General features: G+C 71.6%; 21 protein-coding genes and 2 pseudogenes. 9 read left to right on the top strand and 14 right to left on the bottom strand.

Features of this window, described 5'->3' with window-relative positions:
- Nucleotides 1-16: 16 nt before the first annotated feature.
- From ACZ4O3_RS07215 to ACZ4O3_RS07205, 3 genes are all read right to left on the bottom strand, one after another.
- Nucleotides 17-1,234: an anhydro-N-acetylmuramic acid kinase gene (locus tag ACZ4O3_RS07215; protein ID WP_467721509.1), complete on the bottom strand. Its 1,218-nt coding sequence runs from the start codon at nt 1,232-1,234 to the stop codon at nt 17-19.
- Nucleotides 1,235-1,367: 133 nt separating this feature from the next.
- The gene (locus tag ACZ4O3_RS07210) at nt 1,368-2,933 is read right to left on the bottom strand and encodes a sodium:solute symporter (RefSeq protein ID WP_467721508.1); all 1,566 of its coding nucleotides are present in this window, start codon (nt 2,931-2,933) and stop codon (nt 1,368-1,370) included.
- 8 nt (nt 2,934-2,941) lie between these two features.
- A complete protein-coding gene (locus ACZ4O3_RS07205) occupies nt 2,942-3,946 on the bottom strand; it encodes an N-acetylglucosamine kinase (protein ID WP_467721507.1) in 1,005 nt (334 codons plus the stop codon).
- 216 nt (nt 3,947-4,162) lie between these two features.
- Here ACZ4O3_RS07205 and ACZ4O3_RS07200 point away from each other — a divergent pair, with 216 nt between their 5' ends.
- Nucleotides 4,163-5,107, top strand: a complete 945-nt coding sequence (locus ACZ4O3_RS07200; protein WP_384990276.1) for a MurR/RpiR family transcriptional regulator — start codon at nt 4,163-4,165, stop codon at nt 5,105-5,107.
- 66 nt (nt 5,108-5,173) lie between these two features.
- Nucleotides 5,174-6,082: an N-acetylmuramic acid 6-phosphate etherase gene (murQ, locus tag ACZ4O3_RS07195; protein ID WP_467721506.1), complete on the top strand. Its 909-nt coding sequence runs from the start codon at nt 5,174-5,176 to the stop codon at nt 6,080-6,082.
- A gap of 73 nt (nt 6,083-6,155) precedes the next feature.
- Here murQ and ACZ4O3_RS07190 read toward each other — a convergent pair whose 3' ends face one another.
- The 3 genes and pseudogenes from ACZ4O3_RS07190 to ACZ4O3_RS07180 all read right to left on the bottom strand — a co-directional run bounded on the left by ACZ4O3_RS07190 (nt 6,156) and on the right by ACZ4O3_RS07180 (nt 9,499).
- Nucleotides 6,156-6,740 carry a YrhB domain-containing protein gene (locus tag ACZ4O3_RS07190; RefSeq protein ID WP_467721505.1) on the bottom strand — a complete coding sequence of 195 codons (585 nt, stop codon included), beginning with the start codon at nt 6,738-6,740 and terminating at the stop codon, nt 6,156-6,158.
- 101 nt (nt 6,741-6,841) lie between these two features.
- Nucleotides 6,842-7,465 (bottom strand): annotated as a pseudogene (locus tag ACZ4O3_RS07185) (glycoside hydrolase family 16 protein); the annotation flags it as partial.
- A gap of 228 nt (nt 7,466-7,693) precedes the next feature.
- Nucleotides 7,694-9,499 carry a RecQ family ATP-dependent DNA helicase gene (locus ACZ4O3_RS07180; protein ID WP_467721504.1) on the bottom strand — a complete coding sequence of 602 codons (1,806 nt, stop codon included), beginning with the start codon at nt 9,497-9,499 and terminating at the stop codon, nt 7,694-7,696.
- A gap of 204 nt (nt 9,500-9,703) precedes the next feature.
- On the opposite strand from ACZ4O3_RS07180, the gene ACZ4O3_RS07175 reads away from it, so the two are divergent.
- Nucleotides 9,704-10,081, top strand: a complete 378-nt coding sequence (locus tag ACZ4O3_RS07175) for a hypothetical protein (RefSeq protein WP_467721503.1) — start codon at nt 9,704-9,706, stop codon at nt 10,079-10,081.
- A gap of 129 nt (nt 10,082-10,210) precedes the next feature.
- A complete protein-coding gene (locus ACZ4O3_RS07170; protein WP_467721502.1) occupies nt 10,211-11,278 on the top strand; it encodes a DNA polymerase III subunit beta family protein in 1,068 nt (355 codons plus the stop codon).
- A 145-nt stretch (nt 11,279-11,423) separates the two neighbouring features.
- On the opposite strand, the gene ACZ4O3_RS07165 is transcribed toward ACZ4O3_RS07170, so the two are convergent.
- From ACZ4O3_RS07165 to ACZ4O3_RS07155, 3 genes are all read right to left on the bottom strand, one after another.
- Nucleotides 11,424-12,170, bottom strand: coding sequence for a phosphotransferase (locus ACZ4O3_RS07165; RefSeq protein WP_362726643.1), 747 nt, complete (start codon nt 12,168-12,170; stop codon nt 11,424-11,426).
- A gap of 652 nt (nt 12,171-12,822) precedes the next feature.
- Nucleotides 12,823-13,083, bottom strand: coding sequence for a hypothetical protein (locus ACZ4O3_RS07160; RefSeq protein WP_467721501.1), 261 nt, complete (start codon nt 13,081-13,083; stop codon nt 12,823-12,825).
- A gap of 9 nt (nt 13,084-13,092) precedes the next feature.
- Nucleotides 13,093-13,332, bottom strand: a complete 240-nt coding sequence (locus ACZ4O3_RS07155) for a hypothetical protein (protein ID WP_467721500.1) — start codon at nt 13,330-13,332, stop codon at nt 13,093-13,095.
- Between ACZ4O3_RS07155 and ACZ4O3_RS07150 the strand changes: the two genes are divergently transcribed.
- Nucleotides 13,319-13,675: a CAP domain-containing protein gene (locus ACZ4O3_RS07150; protein WP_362726652.1), complete on the top strand. Its 357-nt coding sequence runs from the start codon at nt 13,319-13,321 to the stop codon at nt 13,673-13,675. The two genes, ACZ4O3_RS07155 and ACZ4O3_RS07150, sit on opposite strands and share 14 nt — an antisense overlap.
- A gap of 114 nt (nt 13,676-13,789) precedes the next feature.
- Here the strand turns inward: ACZ4O3_RS07150 and ACZ4O3_RS07145 are convergent, their stop codons facing one another.
- Together ACZ4O3_RS07145 and ACZ4O3_RS07140 are read right to left on the bottom strand one after the other, a co-directional pair.
- Nucleotides 13,790-14,074 (bottom strand): hypothetical protein, encoded by a 285-nt coding sequence (locus ACZ4O3_RS07145; protein ID WP_467721499.1) that lies wholly within the window; start codon nt 14,072-14,074, stop codon nt 13,790-13,792.
- Complete coding sequence (locus ACZ4O3_RS07140; RefSeq protein ID WP_467721498.1) at nt 14,074-14,373, bottom strand: hypothetical protein; 300 nt, start codon at nt 14,371-14,373, stop codon at nt 14,074-14,076. The genes ACZ4O3_RS07145 and ACZ4O3_RS07140 overlap by 1 nt, the downstream gene beginning before the upstream one ends.
- Nucleotides 14,374-14,411: 38 nt before the next feature.
- Between ACZ4O3_RS07140 and ACZ4O3_RS07135 the strand changes: the two are divergent.
- Nucleotides 14,412-14,840: pseudogene (locus ACZ4O3_RS07135) on the top strand (TetR/AcrR family transcriptional regulator); the annotation flags it as partial.
- 201 nt (nt 14,841-15,041) lie between these two features.
- Nucleotides 15,042-15,755, top strand: a complete 714-nt coding sequence (locus ACZ4O3_RS07130; protein WP_467721497.1) for a VOC family protein — start codon at nt 15,042-15,044, stop codon at nt 15,753-15,755.
- A gap of 204 nt (nt 15,756-15,959) precedes the next feature.
- Here ACZ4O3_RS07130 and ACZ4O3_RS07125 read toward each other — a convergent pair whose 3' ends face one another.
- Nucleotides 15,960-16,604 (bottom strand): TetR/AcrR family transcriptional regulator, encoded by a 645-nt coding sequence (locus ACZ4O3_RS07125; RefSeq protein WP_467721496.1) that lies wholly within the window; start codon nt 16,602-16,604, stop codon nt 15,960-15,962.
- A 77-nt stretch (nt 16,605-16,681) separates the two neighbouring features.
- On the opposite strand from ACZ4O3_RS07125, the gene ACZ4O3_RS07120 reads away from it, so the two are divergent.
- The gene (locus ACZ4O3_RS07120; protein WP_467721495.1) at nt 16,682-17,644 is read left to right on the top strand and encodes a zinc-binding dehydrogenase; all 963 of its coding nucleotides are present in this window, start codon (nt 16,682-16,684) and stop codon (nt 17,642-17,644) included.
- Between the two features lie 60 nt (nt 17,645-17,704).
- Here ACZ4O3_RS07120 and ACZ4O3_RS07115 read toward each other — a convergent pair whose 3' ends face one another.
- Nucleotides 17,705-18,595, bottom strand: a complete 891-nt coding sequence (locus ACZ4O3_RS07115; RefSeq protein WP_467721494.1) for an NAD(P)-dependent oxidoreductase — start codon at nt 18,593-18,595, stop codon at nt 17,705-17,707.
- A 65-nt stretch (nt 18,596-18,660) separates the two neighbouring features.
- A complete protein-coding gene (locus ACZ4O3_RS07110) occupies nt 18,661-19,584 on the bottom strand; it encodes an SDR family NAD(P)-dependent oxidoreductase (protein WP_467721493.1) in 924 nt (307 codons plus the stop codon).
- A gap of 131 nt (nt 19,585-19,715) precedes the next feature.
- On the opposite strand from ACZ4O3_RS07110, the gene ACZ4O3_RS07105 reads away from it, so the two are divergent.
- Nucleotides 19,716-20,579 (top strand): helix-turn-helix transcriptional regulator, encoded by an 864-nt coding sequence (locus ACZ4O3_RS07105; RefSeq protein WP_362726586.1) that lies wholly within the window; start codon nt 19,716-19,718, stop codon nt 20,577-20,579.
- The last annotated feature ends 156 nt before the right edge of the window (nt 20,580-20,735 follow it).

The following is a 20,735-nucleotide window of genomic DNA, read 5'->3' as shown; positions in this document are numbered from 1 at the left end:
GTCAGCGGGTGCGGTGTCAGCGGGCGGACGGGGTGGAGGCCGCGGAGACTGCGGCACAGGCGGCGGATCCGGTGATCCGCATCAGGCGCGGTGGCCGCGACACCGGTTCGGGCAGACGCAACGGTGCCAGGCCCGGGGTGACACTGCCGAGCAGCGTGGCCCGGCGCGCCCCGGTGCCCGACGGCAGTGCGCCCGGCAGGCCGTGGAGCGTGAGGAAGCCCAGTACCGCGAAGGCCAGCGCCTCCTTGGCGTCGGACGGCAGGCCCAGTTCGTCGCTGGCGCGCAGGGTGACGCCGGGAAGTTCTTCGGCGATCATGCGCATCAGCACGGGGTTGCGGGCGCCGCCGCCGGAGACGACGAGTTCGGTCACTCCGTGGGCACGGCAGGCGTCGGCCACGGTGACGGCGGTGAGCCGGGTCAGGGTGGCCAGTACGTCGTCGGGATCGGGTGTGGGTACGGTCTCCAGCGCCCGCAGGAGATACGGCAGGTGGAAGTGCTCCTTGCCGGTGCTCTTCGGGGCGGGCCTGCGGTAGTAGGGGTCGTCCAGCAGAACACGCAGGAGCTCCGGCCCGGTCCGGCCGGCGGCGGCCCTGCGACCGTCCTCGTCGTAGTCGGCGGCCCCGTCGGTGAAGTGCCGTACCGCCGCGTCCAGCAGGGCGTTCGCGGGGCCGGTGTCGAAGGCGAGCGGCTCGGCGCCCGGCGCGAGGACGGTGACGTTGGCGATGCCGCCGAGGTTGAGCGCGGCCGGCGTACCGGGGAGGCCGCGCAGCAGCAGGGTGTCGGTCATGCCGACCAGCGGAGCTCCCTGACCGCCCGCGGCGACGTCCCTGCTGCGCAGGTCGGAGACGACCGGCAGGCCGGTGGACTCGGCGATCCAGGCGGGCTGGCCGAGCTGGAGCGTGCCGCGGACGCTGCCGTCCTCGACCCAGTGGTACATGGTCTGGCCGTGCGAGACGACGAGGTCGGCGGTGCCGTCGCAGAGTTCGCGCAGGGCGCGGCCGGCGGCGGCCGCGAACGCCTGGCCGACAGCGGTGTCCAGCGCGCAGACGGACCGCATGGTCGTGGTGGCCGGCGGCAGCGTGGCCGCGATCAGGGCCCGCAGGTCGTCCGGGTAGGGGGCGGAGAGGTGTCCGAGAGGTCGCAGCAGCAGGGTGTCGCCGTCCAGGGTGAGATCCGCGGCGGCGGCCTCGATGGCGTCGTACGAGGTGCCCGACATCAGGCCGATCACACGCACGGTGCCTCCCGGTGCGCAGTCCGCCGCGCGGGCGGGGTCGGCTGCTGCGGCATGGATTCTCCCTGGGAAGGTCGGAACGGGGCGGGTGCGGGGCCGCGGTGACGGCCCCGCACCGGGTGGGGTGGACGTGCCGTCACTCCTGGCCGGCGGCGACCGCGAGCCGCTCGGGGCCCGACTCGCCGTCGGCGGCGGGGAGTTCGGCCGGCTCGGGAGCGCGGTGGAACAAGCTCATCACGCCACCGACGACGAGCGTGATCACCACGCCGATCGGTACCAGCCACTGGGCGGCGATCGCGGTCGGCACGGTGGCACCGGCCACGGTCACGTCGATCTTCACACCGCGCACGATGTAGGTCATGACGCCGATCGTCACCAGGAAGGCCACGACGGAGTCGATCTCGTTGGCCCGCCGGACGAGTCTGCCGAGCAGGAACGCTCCGAGCAGGGCGCCGTAGGTGTAGCCCGCGATGGTCAGGCCGGTGAGATAGACGTTGCCGGTGCTGGTGCTGAAGGCGCAGGCGAAGATCGCCATCAGGACCGCCCACACCAGGGTCATCACCCGGGCGAGCTTCAGCAGCGACTCCTCGGAGGGCGTGGTGCGGAAGAAGCTGTGGATGATGTCGGCGACCGTCGAGTTGGACATGGAGTTCAGCGCCGAGGACAGCGAGCCCATCGCGGCGCCGAGGATGCCGGCCACGAGCAGGCCCGAGATCACCACGGGCAGGCCGTGCAGGATGAAGTTCGGGTAGAGGTTGTCCGAACTGGCCAGGCCCAGCGCCTTGAAGTCCTTGCCGTTGTTGTACGACCACAGCAGGGCGCCGACCAGGGAGAAGGCGGCGAACTGGAGGGTGACGAAGACACCGGAGGCGATCATGGCCTTCTGGCCGTCGCGCAGCGAGCGGGTGGCCAGGACGCGCTGGACGATCAGCTGGTCGGAACCGTGGCTGGCCATCGCGAAGATCGCACCGCCGATGATCGCCGTCGGCAGGGCGAAGGGGCTGGTGAGGACGTGCGCGAGGTCGAAGTTGGTGTCGAAGAGCTTGAAGTGGCCCGAGTGCAGGGCGCTGGAGAAGCCGCCGCCGCCCACGTGGCCGGAGAGCACCGCGATGGCGAGGATCGCACCGCCCAGGTACAGGGCCATCTGGATGGCGTCGGTCCAGATGACCGCCTTGATACCGCCGAGGTAGGTGTAGATCACGGTGATCACCGTGAGCACGATGATGATGACGCGGTAACCGGCGTGCACACCGAACTCGTCGAGCAGCAGCTTGATCGGGATCGCGGAGGCGAAGAGCCGGACGCCCTCGGCGAGGAGGCGGGTGAAGACGAACGTCACCGAGGCCAGGCCCTGCAGTCTGAGCCCGAATCTGCTGCCCAGGTACTGGTAGGCGCTGACGAAGCCGCCCCGCTTGTACAGGGGTATCAGCACGGTGGCCACGACGACGCGTCCGATCACGTAGCCGAGCGCCAGTTCGACGTTGCCGAAGCCCTGTCCGCTGTACGCCCCGCCGGGCACGCTGATGACGGTGAGCACGCTGGTCTCGGTGGCCACCACGGAGAACGAGACGGTCCACCACGGCATGTGGCCTTCACCGACGAAGTAGTCCTTCGCGGTCTTCTGACGACCGGCCAGGCGCAGTCCGATCCAGGCGATCGCCACCAAGTAGACGACGATCACCACGAGGTCGAGTTGGCGCACGCTCACTCCTAAACATCGGCCGGCGGAGTCACCGGCGCGGAGGGGACAGGGGGGTGGGACGTCGTCCGCCGTACGCGGGCGACGTGGGGTTCGTGCGGCGCGGACGCGTCCAGTGCCAGCAGGCGTGCGCCGTCCAGCGGGTCCCCGAGCGGGGGCCTCATTTCCAGGGGGCGCGCAGAACCGGCGAGCGCCGACCGGAGCGGACCGAGGAGCGGTTCGCCGAGGCCGGTGAGTCCACCGGTGATCGTGACGGGGAGGACGTCGTCGCCGCCGACCCGGTGAGCGGCGGCGAGCACGGCCTCGCCGAGTGCCGTGGCGGCGCCCCGGATGACGGCCGAGGCCGCCGCGTCACCCGCGGCGGCGGCGCGGGCCACGTCCGGGGCGAAGGCCGCGGCGGTACGTGCGGGGTTTCGGTCCCGTCCGAGGGCCGAGGGCAGCCGGTCGGGGTCACCGAAGCGTGCCTCGGCGGCGGCCAGCAGCGCGGTGTCCGGCCCGCGGCCGTCGTGGGCGCGCAGTGCCGCGCGCAGTCCGGCGGCGCCGATCCAGGCGCCGCTGCCCTCGTCGCCGAGCCAGGGACCCCAGCCGTCCACGCGGGCGTACGAGCCGTCCGCGCCGATACCGACGGCGACGGAGCCGGTGCCGATCGCCAGCACCACACCGGTACGCCCGCCGAGGGCGCCGGCGTGAGCGGTGACGGCGTCGCTCGTGACGGCCACTTCGTCGGCGGACAGATCCTCGAGGAGCAGACCGGCCAGGTCCCGGGCGGCCTCCGGAGCGGCGGCCGCTCCCGCGGCGCCGACGCAGACCGACGCCGGCCGGAGCCGCGGCCGCCCCTTCAGAAGCGGAAGAACGGCGGCACACACGGCGGCACGGGCCAGCTCCACCCCGTGGTCGGCGGCGAGCCCGGGAGCCCCAGGCACCTCGTGGACGTCCGGGGCGGAACCGGTGCCGTCGTCCCACAGCGCGGCACGGCAGCCGGTTTTGCCCAGGTCCACCGCCACTGCTGCTGTCATCAGGCACACCTTCGTGTCGTCACGGATCCGTCGCGTCGAACGGTCACGGGCCAGCCGGGGGGGCTGGATGACCGGCGCGGATCGCGGTGCAGCGAGTATCGGAAGGTCGACATCCGTATGTCAATAAGTAACTTCAAGCAATTGAGGAGGTAAATTTTTGACGCACCGCGTACGCCCTGGTTACTGTGGCGCCACCCACTCAGGAGGGAATGGCCCATGGCCCGCCAGGAACCCGTCAGAACCGCCCAGCCCGCAGAGGACAGCTCGCCTGCCGCGACCCTGGCGCGGATCCGCGCGGCCCTGCCCTCCCTGGCGCCGTCGGAGCGGCGGGTGGCGGAAGCCGTCCTGGCCGACCCCGCGCAGGCGTCGGAGCTCTCCATCAGCGCCCTCGGCAAGCAGGCCGAGACCTCGGTGGCCACGGTGATGCGCTTCTGCCGTGCCATAGGGATCGGCAACTACCCCCAGCTGCGTCTGGCGCTGGCGGCGGCCGCCGCCCATGAGCACGCCGTGGGCGGTGAGCGCCCGGCACCCGGCACCGACATCAGCGCCACCGACACCCTGGGCGACATCGTCGGAAAGATCATCTACAACGAGGTGCGCGCGCTGGAGGACTCCGGAGCGGAACTGGACATCGAGGTGCTCGGCCGCGCGGTGGACGCCGTGGCGGGAGCACGTCGTATCGACATCTTCGGCGTGGGTGCCAGCGCGTTCGTCGGCCAGGACCTCCACCAGAAGCTGCACCGCATCGGCCATATCGCGTTCATCTGGACCGACCGGCACGCGGCCCTCACCGCGGCCGCCCTCCTCGGGCCGGGCGACGTCGCCGTCGCCATCTCCCACTCCGGGGAGACCGAGGACACCGTCGAGCCCCTCCAGGCCGCCGCCGAACGCGGCGCCACCACGATCGCCCTCACCAACGTCCCGCGTTCCACCCTCGCGGCGAACGCGGACCTCGTGCTGACGACCTGTGCCCGGGAGACCCCCTTCCGTTCCGGGGCGACCGTCAGCCGCATCGCCCAGCTCGCGGTCATCGACTGCCTGTTCGTGGGCGTCGCCCAGCGTTCCTTCGACGCCACGACCGTGGCCCTCAAGGAGACCTACGGCGCCGTCCAGCGCCGTAGGCGCCGGCAGCCGCCGCGCCAGACACCGTCCGGCGACTGACCACCGCCCTCCCCCACCCAGCACCAGCACCAGCTTGAGCACCACCCCTGAAAGGACGACCGCGCCGTGGACCTCAGCACACTCGGCACACTCGGTACCGAGACCCGCAACGAGCGCACCGCCGATCTGGACCGCATGCCGGTCACCGAACTGCTCTCCGTCATGAACGCCGAGGACCAGACCGTCGCCCTCGCGGTGCGTGACGCGCTCCAGGAGATCGGCACCGCCGTCGAGGCGATCACCGAATCCCTGCGACGGGGCGGGCGTCTGATCTACGTAGGCGCCGGGACCAGCGGCCGGATTGGCCTGCTGGACGCCGTCGAATGCCCGCCCACCTTCGGTACCTCCCCCGACCAGGTGGTGGGCCTGCTCTCGGGCGGCCCCGGCGCCTTCATCGTGGCGGTCGAGGGAGCCGAGGACGAGCCCGCGAGGGCGGTCACCGACCTCGACGAGATCGGTGTGAACGACCGGGACACCGTGGTCGGGCTCGCCGCGAGCGGGCGCACGCCGTACGTCGTCGGCGGCCTGCGGCACGCTGCCGCCAAGGGCGCCGTGACGGTGTCGGTCGCCTGCAATCGCGATGCCGTGATCAGCCGGTACGCCGACATCCCGATCGAGGTCCCCACGGGTCCCGAGATCCTCACGGGGTCGACCCGCCTCAAGGGCGGCACCGCCGAGAAGATGGTCTGCAACATGCTCTCGACCGCGTCGATGGTCCGCCTGGGCAAGGTCTACGGGAACCTCATGGTCGATGTGAAGGCCAGCAACGACAAGCTCGTCGACCGCGCCCGCCGGATGGTCGTCCAGGCCACCGGCGCCGACCCCGACAGCGCCGCGGAAGCCCTGCGAGCGGCGGGCGGCCACGCCAAGACCGCCATCGTCATGCTCCTCGCCCGCACCACGGCCGAGGAGGCCGCCCGGCGCCTCGACGCGGCCCAGGGAGACACGCGGACGGCCATCGGCCTCGCCGGCTGAGGTGCGCGGAGCGGAGGCAGGCTTCAGGCGGTCGGGGTCCTGGGCTGGATTTGCGTGGCCCGCGGCCGATCCGTCATCCCCCGGGCTTCTCACCGGCTCGGGTCACCGCGTCACCCAGAATGGTCTTCACCGCGAAGACCGGGTTGAGTGGCTCCACGAGTTCCCTGGTGGCGACGGCCACGAGGCGTGCCGGTGCCTCACCGGCCAGCAGCGCGCCCACGTACTCGATGCCCTCGGCAGGCGTGAACCCGGGAACCCTCTGACGCAGTGTCCGCACAGCGTGCAGGCGTCCGCGGGCAGCGGCGATTCCGTACAGCGCATCGTGCAGATCGTCCATCGCGGTGCGCACCGGCAGCCCACGTATCCGGGCTCGATAGTCGGCCTCCCACTCTCCGGTCACCGCGGCGACGACGCCTGTCTGGTGCAGTCCCCCGTCGACGCGGTCGACCAGGTACGGGCCATTGCCGATGAGCATCTTCTGCGCGTTCCCACGGCGCACGAACTCCTCGGACTGCCAGGAGACGATCCATACCAGTTCGTGCTCCCTGACACCGGCCACAGCCATCCGCGTCGCGGCGGCACTCACGGCCCGCCACTGCTGGTAGTCGCGCTCCAGCTGTACTTCGACGGCCCGCACGGCAGCTTCTCGCTCGATCACGGACACAGCATCCCGTGCGGGCCCTCTGCCGACCAGCGAATGTGCACGGCCCAGAACCGCGCCGTCTCTCTCGGCGTGGCCGGGTGGGGTGCCGGTAGGGGCTAGCTGCCGGGAACGGTGTCCGCGAACGTCGTGCCCGCCGTGCGGTAGGCGTTGATCCTGGCAGTCACCTGGGCCGGGGTCAGGACCTGGTCCTTGACGTGCAGGACGCAGTCGACCTGTTCGTCGTAGGCGCGGGGCGTGGTCCCGGTCTGGCCGGCGAGGTCGATCAGCCACTGGTTGATGTTGATCGACATGGGCCGCTCGGGCAGGTAGGCGGCGTCGTGCGTGCCGAAGAGCTGTCCGTCGATGTAGTACTTGATGCTGCTGTTGTCGATGGTGAGCAGCAGGTCGTGCCGGCCGGCGTAGCTCTGCCGGGACTCGGTGTGCTGGTTGACCGCCTGCCACGGGTCGGGGTTGTACGTCTCCCACGATGTCGTGTACAGGATGTTCGACGGCTCGCCCCAGCCGCCGTTGGGCAGGTACTCGAAGTCGTACTCGGCGTAGTCGTCGGCCATCGGGGCCGTCAGGTCGTTGATGGTGAAGAACGTCTGGACGAGGTGGTCGCCGTCGGGCCCGGACACCGGAGCGTCGGAGAACTTGACGCGCGCGGCGTAGGTGCCGTTCTTGAACTTCATCGCCTTGGTGGCCACTTCGGTCTGCCGGGTGCTCTCGGCGGTGCCGGAGGCTACCGCTACCGCCTCGTCTCCCGCCTCTCCCTTGACTCACCCCCCGTCCCCGGTGCAGCACACCCGGGAGGCCTCGCACCGGGCATGGCGCCCGGCACGTCCGCGCCGTGGTAGCCGCAGCCCATCATCGCTGACGGCCGCGCCGTCGTGCCGCGACGCGACGCCGTCCTGTCGATTCGAGGTCCGTGAGGAGGCCCTCGGCGCAAACCCCGCACAGGTCGGGCGTCAGCGCGGCGAGTCGGGCAATGTGTCGAGCAACTGCTTCTCCGTCACCACAGCCAGCGACAGGGTGCGGTAGCCGACCGACTCGAACAGGATGGTGATCTTGCCGTCGCCCTCGCTCATGACCTCGCCCTGGCCCCACCGGTCGTGGCGCACGCGGACGCCCGGCAGGTAGGCGTGGTCGTCCGCAGCGGGCCGTACGACCGTCTCCGCCACCCGGACGGCACTCGCGGAGGCGCCCGTGTGCGTACCGGCGCGGCTCCACCGGCGCCGCCCCGCGGCAGCCTTGTTCGGCCGTCCGGCATCCCCAAACCGCTCGCGCCCCGGCCCGCCGGCGGGATCGGCCGCCTGCCCTGTGCAGTTGCCGCACGCCCCGCACGGGACCGGGACGGACTCACCGAAGTATCCGAGGAGGAACCGCCGTCGGCAGTCGGTCGTCTCGCAGTACCCGCGCATCATGTCGACCCGGGACTGCTCGAGTTTGCGGTGCGTGGCGTGGACGGCGAGGGCGCTCCGCACAGCGGCGTCGACGTCGTCCTCCGCGCAGACGCCGCCGGCATCGGCCGTACCGGTGAAGCGGCTGCCCTCTCGTCCGGTCCGGACGACACCGGCCTCCTCCAGCAGGTTCAGCACGGCGGACAGTGCCGTCGCGCCGAGTTCGCAGTCGGCCCGGAGCCGGGTCGCGCTTACTGCGCCCTCCTCGCCCCGCAAGCGCTCGGCGACGCGGCGCAGCGCGTCGGCGTCGGGAGCGCCCGCGGCGAAGAAGCGTTGCAGGCCGAGATCCTGTGGGCGGTAGGCCAGAATCGCCCTGGCCGGTGCCCCGTCACGGCCGGCCCGGCCGATCTCCTGGTAGTAGGCGTCGAGCGAGCCGGGGACGGACGCGTGCAGCACGAACCGTACGTTCGCCTTGTCGATGCCCATCCCGAACGCCGAGGTCGCGACGACCACGTCGAGGTCACCTGAGGCGAACCGGTCCTGGGTCCGGCCGCGTTCGGCGGCGGACCGGCCCGCATGGTAGCTCGCGGCCGAGAGTCCGAGGTCGTTCAGCTGCTCGGCATAGCCGTCCGCGGCCTTCCGCGTCCCGGCGTACACGATTCCCGGCTTCTCCTCGACGGCCGCCCGCTCCACGACGAACCGGTCCTTGGCGGCCGCGTCCTGAAAGGGCGACACGTCAAGGTGGATGTTGGGACGGTCGAAGCCGGCCACTATCTCCACCGGGTCGTTCATGCCGAGCCGTTCGGCGATGTCCCGGCGTACCGGGGCCGCCGCGTTCGCGGTCAGGGCGAGCACCGGCGGGTTGCCGAGCCGCTCGCGCGCGTGGCGCAGCCGCAGGTAGTCCGGCCGGAAGTCGTGCCCCCAGGACGAGACGCAGTGCGCCTCGTCCACGACCAGCAGCCGGGGCCGGACGGCAGCGAGCCGGTCGGTGACGTCCGCCTTGGCGAGTTGCTCGGGGGCGAGGAAGACCACGTCGACCGATGAGGCGCTGATCCGGGCCCACGCCGTCTCGTTGTCGCTTCGGCGCTGAGCGGAGTTGATGGCGGCGGCGCGCAGCGCGCCGGATCCGAGGAGGCTTTGCATCTGGTCCCGCTGAAGCGCGATCAGCGGCGAGACGACCACGACCGGACCGCCGAGCAGGACCGCGGGCACCTGGTACACGGCGGACTTGCCCGCGCCGGTCGGCATGACGGCGAGTACGTCACGCCCCTTCATCACGGCCTTCATCGCGCTGATCTGGGCCGGACGCAGCTGCTGCCAGCCGAAGACCCGACGGGCGGTGCCGCGAAGACGACGGGACGTGAGTGCGAACATGGTTCTCCTTGAAGGGTGGGCGTCCAACCGCCTTGTCGTGACTGGCGGCTACCCCGCTTCGCCGGGTTATCGCCTCACGTGATGATGAAGAGCGGGCGGCCGGAGAGTGAGGGCGCTTGGTCTCGATCAGTCGCCGGTCGCTGACGGACGAGAGGTGAGCACCTGCCCACACCATCCCTCGCCGGCAGCCGAGATACTGGCCCCATGAGTAGATTCGCCCAGGTCATCGTCATCGCCAAGGACGCGCACGAGGTCATGGAGCCGCTGACTCGGCCGGATGAGGGTCGGGAGTGGCATCAGTGCTTCGAGTCGATCGGCGGAAGGTCCTTCGATGCCTGGGCCGTGGAGTTCACGCGGCTGAACTGGCACGGGCTGCTCGCCCGTCTGGAGTCGCTGCCGTGGCCCGACCCGTATTCGGTGCAGGTGCTCGTCCAGGACGAGGAGGACGACTGCTTCGGTCTGTGGATGCTCTACGAGGGGCGGCTCGTGGAGTTGCCCCTGCCTCACACCGACCGCCACCTCGTCCCAGGGCACACGGTCACCGGCGTCTTCACCCGGACCGACCGGCCTCGCCACGCGTAGCCGCCGGCCCTTGTGCACACCCCACCGCCGTCCGGCAGCACCGGTCTTCCGTGGCCGCGAGATCCGCTGCCCGGCCGGGTTGACCCTCGACCTTGTACAGGGCCCAGAGTGCGGGACGTGGAGAACGACATGCGCAGTATTGGCGAGCTGGCCCGCGACAGCGGCCTGGGCGTGAGCGCTCTGCGGTTCTACGACCGTGCCGGTGTGCTGGTCCCGGCGTGGGTGGATCCGGTGAGCGGGTATCGCTGGTACGAACCCGAGCAGCTCGAGGAGGCACGGCTGCTGGCCCGTTTGCGCCGGGCCGGAATGCCGCTGCCGGACATCAGGCTGGTGCTTGCCGGCTGGTCCGGCGCGGACACCGATCTGGTCCGAAATCTGCTCAGGGCGCACCTGTGCCGCCTCGAAGACGGACTGTCCGACGCCCGCAGGGAGTTCTCCGCACTCCGAGCACTACTCGATCACCGGGAGAACGCCATGGCTTCACTCCGCACCGCCACCGTCCAGCTGTCCGGCGCCGCACCCGAGCTGGCGGCCGCGCTGGACTCGGTCCGTTTCGCGGTGAGCACTGACTCTGAACTGCCGATGCTCGGCGGGGTCCTGTTCGACATCGAGGGTGGGAGCCTGCACGTCGTGGCCACCGACCGGTACCGCATGGCTGTCGCGCGGGCCCGTACCACCGGGCACGACGGGAGCCGGGTGCAGTCCATCGTGCCCGCCTCGCTCGTCGACGCGATGCGGGCGCTGTTGGACGGTGAGGGACCCGTGCGGCTGTCCGTCGACGGCGGCCGAGTGACGCTGGAGTCGGGTGACAGGCAGGCGGCGGGTCACTGCCTCGACCACGACTTCCCCGACTACCGTCGTCTTCTCCCGCGGGACGCCGGGCGCCGTGGCGTCGTCGAGGTGGCGGCCTTCCGGCAGGCCCTGGAGACCGGTCCGGTCCGTTGCGGAGAGGACGGAGCCTGCGACCTCAGCGTGCTCCGGGTCGAGGACGGCGGCACCGTGACCCTGTGCGCGGACGGTGACGCGGATCCGAACCGTGTCGCCGTCAACCGCCGGTTCCTGCTGGACGCGTTGGTCGCCGGGGCCCGGGACCGGCTGGTTCTCGAGTTCGGCACCCCCACGGCACCCATCGCGATCCGTCGGCCTGACGACGAGACCACCTTCTCGATCCTGATGCCGGTCCGCCTGGAGGACTGACGGTCCGCTCGCCCCGATCCGGCCCGCCCGTTTCGTCGGACGCGGCCGGCCCGGGGCGCCGGGCGAGCCCACCGGCCCGTGGCACCGCCGCCCCCTGACACGGGGACCCGACCGACGGGACGACGCCGGCCGGACCCGCGCAGCCTCACATCCGGGACTTGAGCACGTCGACCTCGCAGCCCGGCGCGAAGGGGTCGAAGCCGTGCTCGGTCAGCCAGCGGACCACCAGCAGGCTTCGCAACGACCACCACCCGCGGATCACATCGAGGTCGACGTCGGTGCCGTAGCCGGCGATGACGTCGTCGAGGTGCTCCTCGTGTCCGAGCGTGAAGGTGGCCAGGTCGTACAGGGCGTCGCCCTCGCCCGCCTCGGACCAGTCGATGATGCCCGTGACCTCGTCGCCGTCGACGAAGACGTGGGCGATCTGCAGGTCGCCGTGGGTGAACGCCGCAGTCCACGGCCGGAGCGCGGCCTCGGCCACCTGGCGGTTGCGGGTGACCAGGTCGGCGGGCAGCACGCCGGTCGTCACGAGCGCCTCGCACTCGTCGTCGAGTTCCGCCGTCAGCGCGACGACGCTCCGCCCGGCCCGGACCGGCAGGGGCGGCAGCGGTGCGTCGTGCAGCTTCCGGATGGCGGCGCCCGCGGCGGCCCACGCCGCCGGTGACCCGGTCGAGGGCCCGCCGAGGCTCCCCAGCGTCTTTCCCGGGAGCGCGGCGAGCGCGAGCACGGGCGGCTTGCGCCACAGGACCTCGGGGGTCGGGACCGGTGCGAGGGACATCGCCTCGACCTCGACGTCGATACGCGCCTGATCGGCGTCCACCTTCAAGAACACGTCGCCGACGCGCAGAGTCGCGCGCTCGGAATGTGCGACGACGACTTCGACCTCGTCCATGGGCGCCCAGTATCCCGGGGACGATCGCCGACGTCGCCGGATTTATCGCGTGCGATCACGCGGCCGCCCGCGCCCCGCTGCTGCCAATGCCTTTCCACCGGCACACGCCAGATGGCTCTCGCCGATCCCGGCCGGCCCTGTGAGAAGTACCGGATCACCCTCTACCAGCGATCAGCCCAGTTCGTGGGCACTGTGCTGCTGAAGCGCGGATCCCGGGACGGCTCGCGGCCCCGGCTCCACGGCCGGTGGCGGGTACGGAGAGAAGTATTTCGTGACATCCGTCACAGCCGACCGCGATCTAGCCGTGCCGGATAGTAGAAACCCCTCTGCCGACATATGGGATTTGTCCGTCTTGGCACGCGAATGCATCGCGCCCGGCCCCGTGGCTTCGCGCCTGCGAATCGCCTCCATCTGTTGTGCACGCGCGCAGGGGTTCTGACGGGCCGACAGAATCTCGCGGATCCCCCGTAAGCCGGGCCCGGGTGGCCCACTCCCACGGCAAGGGCCGGGAGATCCTACGAAGCGGCCTAGTAGCGGGGCCCTTTGCGCCCTCTGTAAAGGCGTCCTAAGAATGACGATCCGCAGGACGCAGCAGGACGCCGCCGCAGCTCAGGAGCGGGTTACACATGGGTAAACATCGCAAGAACACGCATTACCGGCGGATAGTCATCGCTGCCGTCGCCGTGGGCACCGTGGGCATTCCGTCCGCCGCCGTGGCGTGCACCGACTGGCCCGGCGGCGGTGGACACCGGTCCGTCGCCGCCGCGAACAGCGCGGCGGACAGCGCGTGGAACGAGAAGGGCTGGTGGAACGACGCGACCTGGGGCCGCCCCTGGAACGCCGGCCCGGCCGGCGAGCCCTCCTCGGCCGTGCCGGCCGCCACGAAGACTCCGACCGCCTCCGCGAGTGCCACCAGGACCCCTCACGCGTCGGCGGGCGCCGGGAAGACCACCGCGCCGAAGCGGAAGGCCGCCGCGTCGAAGCGGAAGCCCTCGGCGCCTTCGCACACCGCACGGACCACCGCTCCCAAGCCCCGCGTCACCGCCTCGCCCAGCACCCGGAAGCCCACCACGGCCCCGTCCACGGCCCCCAGTCCCTCGAGCACTCCGAAGCCCACCGCCACGGCGTCCGGGGCCGTCGCCCGCGTCGTGGAACTCGTCAACGCCGAGCGCGGCAAGGTCGGTTGTTCGGCCCTGACCCTGAACACGACGCTGTCCAAGGTCGCGCAGGCGCACAGTGAGGACATGGCGCGTCACCAGAACATGTCGCACACCGGGTCCGACGGCTCCGCCCCGGGAGACCGGATCACCAGTGCCGGGTACACCTGGAGCGCCTACGGCGAGAACGTGGCCTACGGCTACGCCTCTCCCGAGCAGGTCATGGCGGGCTGGATGGCGAGCCCCGGCCACAAGGCCAACATCCTCAACTGCGCGTTCAAGGAGATCGGCGTCGGTCTGGCACAGCCCGGCAGCTACTGGACCCAGGACTTCGCCACGGCCCGCTGAGCGCGGGGACCGCCTTCTCCGGGCTGGTCAGAGCGCGGGGCCGAGACGGAACCGGTCGACCCTGCCCCTGATCGTCCGGGCGACCGGCCGGCGGCCCCGGTGGGTGCCGGCCGGTCAGGCTCCGGCGAGACGGGGGAAGAGGCCCTTCGCACTGCCGTGGTTGATCGCCTCCGGCTGCCCCTGCGCGAAATCCTCGTAGCCGTCCAGCACGGCGTCGAGCAAGGCGCCGGGCTCCTCGGGCACGAAGGGGAAGTCCGGCAAGGGGCTGGGCATGCCCTCCAGCATGGGTGTCGGCGGCGCGTCGGGGTGGATGAAGAGCACGGCGGCGCGGGCGTCGAGCTCCGCCCAGAGCGGCTGGTACGCCGTGTCGCCGAGCTGGCGCTCTCGGACGTGGGACATCAGGACCACACCGTCGGCGTGCAGTTCGTCCAGCGCGTACGCCGCCTCTCCGCCGCGTACTCGATGACGCCACGGGCGACCGCGCGGGCCTGCGTGTCGTCGCCGAAGTGGGTGCCGGGTGAGCTGATCGAGAGGATGCCGGTGGCGATCGAGCGGCGGTCCGTCGCCGCGATCGCACTCGCCGCGTCCCAGGCGGGCGTGGGCCGACCGCCGGCCGTCACGCCGTTCCGGTCCGTCGTCTCCCGGTAGGCGGGCGGGACGAGGTGCTGGTGGACGTCGATTCGGTACGGAGCGGACATTTCAGCTCGCTTCCCAATATTTGGCTCGCTAGGTCTGGGTGGACGCTCTGGAGGAGTTCGGCCAGAACTTCGACGAGCACCTGAGGGGAATCGACGACCCGGCCGAGCTGGTCGCGGCGGGATTCCGGCTCAGTGCGCGCCTGACCGTGTCCCACCCGGAGCTGATGCAGATCGTGCGCCGCCGCGGCCTCGGCCACATCCACTCGGACAACGGCCTGGCCTTCCGCGCGATGCGCGACCTCCAGCGCGGCATGTCCTGCGGCCGCTTCACCGCCGTCGACCCGGCCGTCGCGCTGTCGGCGCTGGGCGGAACGCTGCTGTCCCTGGTGGAGCTGAGGTTCGCCCGCCCCGACCTGGACGGCGACGAGGCCGCGGTGAGTTTCGCCGAGCTGGTCCTGCGCATGCTGGGCGTCCCGGCGGACGACGCCCACGAGGTGGCCCGGCGCCCGCTTCCCGACCTCGACTGACCGAAGGACGCCCGCAGGCAGGTGCCCGGCGCCGCCCGCGTGTGCGTGGTCACCGGTCACCGGCCACCCGTTCACAGCGGCCGCGAATAGGCCGCAACGCAGCACTTCCGTGCAGCGGAGATGTACCTATCCTCGTCCCAGGGCTTTGACGTGGAGCCCTGTCGGCAGTTGTCGCTCGACGGACCGAGGAAGCGTGACGCAATGACCAGCCGACTCGACGCACTCTCCTTCGAGGCGCACCAGCCGGACCGTCTCGCGCACTTCTGGTCCGGTGTCCTGGACCTGGCGCCGGCCGACGATTCCTCCTACGCCGTCACCCTGATGTCCGGGAACGACGCCGGATACCGTCTGCGGTTCCGGCCGGCCCGGACGCGGAAGGTCGGCCGGAACCGGCTGCACTTCGACCTGACGAGTTCCTCACTGGAGGACCAGCAGGAGACCGTGGCACGGGCGCTCGGCCTCGGCGCGCGGCACGTCGACGTCGGCCAGGGACCGGACGCCCTGCATGTGGTGCTCGCCGACCCCGAGGGCAACGAGTTCTGTGTCAGCGAACCCGGCAACGGTTTTTTCGCCGGCTGTGGTTTCATCGGGGCGCTCGCCTGCGACGGTTCGCGGGCCGTGGGCTACTTCTGGAACGAGGCGCTGGGCTGGCCGCTGGTCTGGGACCAGGACGAGGAGACCGCCGTCCAGTCACCGAACGGCGGTACGAAGATCACGTGGGGCGGTCCGCCGTTCATGCCGGACCCCGGCAAGGACCTGCACTTCGACCTCGCGCCTGACGGCGATCACCGGGCGGAGACCGAGCGCCTGCTCTCCCTCGGAGCCAAGCGTCTCGATCCCGCCCGCGCCGAGGACGGCGCGGTTCTGCTCGCCGACCCCGACGGCCACGCGTTCCGCGTGCTCACGGGACAGTGAAGCCCGACCTGCCGGGAGCCACGGCCGGCGGTTGCCGCGGCGCGGGCCGGCAGCTGCGGTGACGGTCGCCCGCCGCGTGTCACTCGAGATCCACGTCCGACGTGCGGCGCACGCCGGACGGTCCGCCGCGGCCATGATGCCGGCCCCCGACCCCGCGGCCACGCCGTGCGGACGCGGGCTCTCCACGTCCACCTGCGTGGCGGCTCACGACGTGCCGGGCGAGTGCGCGAGCTGCAGGCGTGGCGCCGGCGGCAGAGGCGCGGGCGCTTCCGTCCCGGGCGCGGCACGGAACGCCTCGATCACGTAGGCGGCAAAGCGACGGGAGGCCGTGACACGGGCGGCAGGCGGCGCCTCCTGGACGCCCCGGTGGGCCATGAGCATGAGGATCAGGTCGTCGACGACGAAGCCGGCACGGAGCCGGCCGGTCTCCTGGGCGCGACGGGCCAGTTCGGCGACCGCGCGCAGCGTCCGTTCCCGGTCGGCGGCGAAGTCCAGCGCCTCGGGGAAGGCCGCCATGAAGGAGTCGGCGAACCCCCGGCTGTGCGCGTGGAGTTCGCAGATGCGCTCGACCAGGCTCCGGAATCCGCGCCACGGGTCCGTGTCCGTGAGGGCGTCGCGGACGGCGGCGTGGCAGGCTCGCCGCTGCTCGGCGAAGGTCTCCGCGATCAGTTCCCGCTTGGCCGGGAAGTGCCGGTACAGCGTGGCGGGGCCGACACCTGCCTGCCGGGCGACCTCGCGCATGGGCGCGCCGAGGCCTTCCTCGCCGAACACCTCGCGGGCCGCGTCCAGGATGCGGGCCCGGTTGTCGCGGGCGTCGGAGCGCAGCGTGTGAGGCAAACCGTCGGTCATGGTTTCTCACTTTAGCCAACCGGACAAGGGCGTCCGTTACGGTCCGACGGCGGTGTCCACCGACGTGAGGAGCAGAGATGAAAGCCGTCGTCATCAGGACGTTCGGAAGCCCCGACGGCCTGGAGGTCGTCGACCTCCCCGTGCCCGTCCCTGCCGCGGGACAGGTGCGGATCGCCACCGAAGCGATCGGCGGGGGCGGTGTGGACGCCGTGATCCGGCGCGGAACACTCGCCGCATACGGCTTCCGGGAGGGACACCTGCTCGGCAGTGAGGTGGCGGGAACCGTCACCGCGGTGGGAGAGGGCGTGGACGCCTCGTGGAAGGGGCGCCGGGTGTGGGCGTTCACCGGTCTGTCCGGCGGGTACGCCGAGCAGGCCGTCGCCTCGGTCGAGGACGTCCTCGCGCTGCCCGGCGGCCTGACCGGCGCCGACGCGGTGGCTCTCGGCGGCTCCGGCGTGGTCGCCCACTTCGCCCTGGAGCGAGCCCGCTTCGCGCCCGGCGAGACGCTGCTCGTGCGCGGTGCGGCGGGCAGCATCGGGATCACGGCGGTCCAGCTCGCGGCCGGTGGCGGTGCCGGCGCGGTCGCCGTCACCACCTCGTCGTGGGAGCGTGGTGCCCGCCTGCGGGATCTGGGCGCGACCCATGTCCTCGACCGCTCCGGCGAGGGCGGCCCGGACGCGCCGTCGGGCTTCGACGTGGTGATCGATGTCGTGGGCGGTCCCCGGCTTCCCCTGTTCCTGGACAGTTTGAACTCCAACGGGCGGTACGTGGCTGTCGGGGTGGTCGGTGGGCAGCCGCCCGCGGACTTCGGTACGCGGCTGACGGACGCCTTCCGCAAGTCGCTGTCGTTCGCCACCTTCAGCTCCGACACCGTGCCCCGCCCCGAACGGCAGGCCGTGCGGTCGTCCCAGTTCGCCGATGCCGCGCGCGGGGCCCTGCGCACGGTCGTGCACGCGATGATGCCGCTGGACGAGGCGGTGCTTGCCCACCGCGAAATGGACGCGGGCACCGTGTTCGGCCGGGTCGTCCTGGTGCCCTGAGCCGGGCCGCCCGGCAGCGGCCTCCTCGCCGAGCCCTCCCCCTGCCCGTCACGGTTCCGGTTAGGCCGCGGGCCGTGCCGCATCCCCCACGCGCGCACCGGTCTGCCGGGCACGGGCGATCATGCGGGTGGTACCGACCAGTCCGGCGGCGCCGGCCAGACCGTGCCGGAGCACCTCGGAGGGGTCACCTCCACCGCCGGCGCGCACGGCGTCGGCGAAGTGGTGCATGTCCTTCTCCATCAGCAGGTGCACGTGTTCGGCCAGCTCCGGGGTGAGGTCGCTGCCGAGGGAGCGCAGCGCGGCGCTGCCACCGCTGCTGGCGTTGATCACGTCGATCAGCGCGGGAAGGTCCAGGCCGGCCTGCGCCGCCAGACCGAGGACGTCCTCGGCGTTCTTCATGTTGGTGATGGTCAGCGCGTTGTTGAACAGCTTGGCGAGCTGACCTCCGCCGACCGGCCCCATCAGCGTGACGGTGTCACTGAACGTGTCGAACACGGGGCGCGCCATTTCGCAGGCGTCCTCCGATCCCCCGGCGAAGGTGGTCAGGGTGCGGGCACGGGCGCCGGGGCTGCCGCCGCTGACGGGTGCGTCGAGGTAGACGCCTCCGGCCTGGGCCACGTGCTCGCCGAGTCGGACCGCCTCGGCGGGGTCGCCGGTACCGTGGTTGACGATGATCGTTCCGGGGGTGATGGCGGCCAGCAGCCCGTGCCCGTCCAGCACATCCCAGACGTCCGCGTCGTCGCGCAGGCACAGTCCGATCAGCTCGGTGGACGCCCCCAGCTCCGCCACGGTGCCGTGCACGGTGTGCGGCACCCTCTCCACCGCCGAGAGCGATGCCTGGCGCCGCGCCCACACGTGCAGCGCGAAGCCTCGCTCGCCGATCGCTTCCGCCATGGGCCCGCCCTGGTCACCGAGACCGATGAAACCGACCCTGCTGATCGTCGTCGTCATTGCGATGTTCTTTCCTTTGGTCATGACGGTTCGGGTGAAGGCGGGCGAGCCGCGCCCCCGGCCCTTCAGCGGACGATCTCGCTCGCCACCTGCCACAGGCGCTCGGCGTTCGCCGGGTCCAGTGCGTAGGGGGCCACGCCGGGGACGCCCGGTCCGGTGGGCCGGGCCGGGACGAGCGGGGCCTCGTTCACGTCCTCGAAGTAGCGGCCGCCGATGCCTTCGACCAGTGGGGAAGCGGCGAGGAACACGGTGGTCGCGGCGCCCTGCTCCACGGTCTTGCGGTACGGCTCGGGGGTGCGCAGGCCTCCGGTGTGGCGCTGCAGGTTGGTGGCGATGGCGCCGGGGTGCAGCGCGTTTGCCGTGATGCCGTCGCCGGACCAGCGGCGCTGCGCCTCGACGGCGAGGAGGATCTCGGCGGTCTTGGACTGGCCGTAGGCGGCGAGCGGGTCGTAGGGGCGGAAGCGGAAGTCGATGTCGTCGAAGACCACGGGCGAGTAGAGATGGCCCGCGGAGGAGACCGAGACCAGGCGTGCCCCGTCGCCGTCGGCGAGAGCGCGGTGCAGGCCGAGAGCCAGGGCGAAGTGCCCCAGGTAGTTGGTTGCGAACTGCTGCTCGTGCCCGGCGGTGCCCCGCTCAAGTTCCGGGGGCATCATGATGCCGGCGTTGTTGATCAGGATGTGCAGCGGGCCCTGCCAGGCGGCGGTGAACGCCCGCACCGATTCCAGGTCGGCCACGTCCAGGCGGGCGACATGGATCTCCTCGTTCCCGGTGGTCCTGCGCAGATCGGCCGCGGCCTGCTCGCCCGCTGCCGGGCGGCGGACGGCGAGAGTGACCTCGGCCCCGTGGGCCGCCAGGGCGCGGGCGGTCTCGACGCCGATGCCCGAGTTGGCTCCCGTGACGATCGCCCGCCTGCCGGACAGGTCGACGCCTTCGATCACCTCCGAGGCGGTGCTGGTGCGGTGGAACGGGGTGGTGAGCATTTTCGACATATGACGCATTCCTCTGGTCGTCGCAGTGCTCCGCCAGAGTGCGCCGAGCACGGTGGACCGCACCAGGACGGGATGGGACTGGGACTGGCAGGGCCACCCACCAGCCCGGAACACGTCCGTACGCTGGAAACATGACAGCCGCCGGAGACGCGAACGCCCTGGGCCGGTATCTGCGCGCCCGCAGGGAACTGGTCCAACCCGACGACGCCCGGGACACGGCCAACCGGCGCGTCCCCGGCCTGCGGCGCGAGGAGGTCGCCTTCCTCGCCGGGATCAGCTCCGACTACTACAACCGCCTGGAGCAGGGCCGCGACCGGAACCCCTCGGAGCAGGTCCTGCGCAGCATCGCCCGCGCCCTGCGACTGGACGAGGAGGCGACGGCGTACCTGCTGCAGATCGCCACCCGCAAGAGCCCGCGCCGCAGACGGCCCCGCAGGCCGGAGAAGGCCGGCGACGGCATCCGCACGCTCATCGACTCGTGGCCGCTGACCCCGGCGTACGTCCACGGCAAGTACATGGACGTCCTGGCCGCCAACAGCCTCGCGATCGCGCTCTCGCCGTTCAACGCGCCGGGACACAACGGCATCCTGGCCGCGTTCCTGGAACCGGAGATGCGGGAACTCCACGAGGACTGGGAGGACATGACCGCCCGGGTCGTCCCCTACCTGCGCTCGGTCGCCGGCGCGGACGTCGAGGACCCGCGCCTGGTCGAGATCGTCGGCGAACTCTCCCTGCGCAGCGAACGGTTCCGTGCCCTCTGGGCAAGGCAGGACGTCAAGCACAAGACCACCGGCGTCAGCCTGCTTCGTCACCCCCAGGCCGGCCCTTTGGAATTGCACTACGAAAAGCTGCTGCTCCCGGGCACCGACGGGCAGACCCTGATCACCTACCACGCGCAGCCCGGCAGCGCCACCGAAGAGCGGCTGCGCCTGCTCGCCAGCATGAACGCCTCCGGCCAGGCCACGGCGCGTGTCCCACGGCGTCAGTCAGCCTGACCGGCACTCCCCTCACCTGGACGATCCGGCGGGTCATCTCCCTGCCGCCGGCCCACCACCAGGGAATCGAAGCTCGAAGGCGGCGCGGCCCTCGTCGGTGCCGAGTCCGTGGATGGTCGGGACTTCGCCCGGCATGCTCGTGATGTGCAGGCCGGG

The organism is Streptomyces sp. NPDC026515, assembly GCF_055567595.1.
Note: the sequence above shows the minus strand (reverse complement) of the source record. Positions and strands in the feature narration are given on the sequence as shown.

Bases quoted from the DNA above. Each gene is read 5' to 3' on its own strand.
- ACZ4O3_RS07205 (WP_467721507.1), bottom strand. From the start codon at position 3,946: ATGACAGCAGCAGTGGCGGTGGACCTGGGCAAAACCGGCTGCCGTGCC.
- ACZ4O3_RS07120 (WP_467721495.1), top strand. From the start codon at position 16,682: ATGAAAGCCGTCGTCATCAGGACGTTCGGAAGCCCCGACGGCCTGGAG.
- ACZ4O3_RS07140 (WP_467721498.1), bottom strand. From the start codon at position 14,373: ATGTCCGCTCCGTACCGAATCGACGTCCACCAGCACCTCGTCCCGCCC.
- ACZ4O3_RS07145 (WP_467721499.1), bottom strand. From the start codon at position 14,074: ATGTCCCACGTCCGAGAGCGCCAGCTCGGCGACACGGCGTACCAGCCG.
- ACZ4O3_RS07170 (WP_467721502.1), top strand. From the start codon at position 10,211: ATGCGCAGTATTGGCGAGCTGGCCCGCGACAGCGGCCTGGGCGTGAGC.
- ACZ4O3_RS07110 (WP_467721493.1), bottom strand. From the start codon at position 19,584: ATGTCGAAAATGCTCACCACCCCGTTCCACCGCACCAGCACCGCCTCG.
- ACZ4O3_RS07125 (WP_467721496.1), bottom strand. From the start codon at position 16,604: ATGACCGACGGTTTGCCTCACACGCTGCGCTCCGACGCCCGCGACAAC.
- ACZ4O3_RS07175 (WP_467721503.1), top strand. From the start codon at position 9,704: ATGAGTAGATTCGCCCAGGTCATCGTCATCGCCAAGGACGCGCACGAG.
- ACZ4O3_RS07200 (WP_384990276.1), top strand. From the start codon at position 4,163: ATGGCCCGCCAGGAACCCGTCAGAACCGCCCAGCCCGCAGAGGACAGC.
- ACZ4O3_RS07130 (WP_467721497.1), top strand. From the start codon at position 15,042: ATGACCAGCCGACTCGACGCACTCTCCTTCGAGGCGCACCAGCCGGAC.
- ACZ4O3_RS07165 (WP_362726643.1), bottom strand. From the start codon at position 12,170: ATGGACGAGGTCGAAGTCGTCGTCGCACATTCCGAGCGCGCGACTCTG.
- ACZ4O3_RS07105 (WP_362726586.1), top strand. From the start codon at position 19,716: ATGACAGCCGCCGGAGACGCGAACGCCCTGGGCCGGTATCTGCGCGCC.
- ACZ4O3_RS07180 (WP_467721504.1), bottom strand. From the start codon at position 9,499: ATGTTCGCACTCACGTCCCGTCGTCTTCGCGGCACCGCCCGTCGGGTC.
- ACZ4O3_RS07115 (WP_467721494.1), bottom strand. From the start codon at position 18,595: ATGACGACGACGATCAGCAGGGTCGGTTTCATCGGTCTCGGTGACCAG.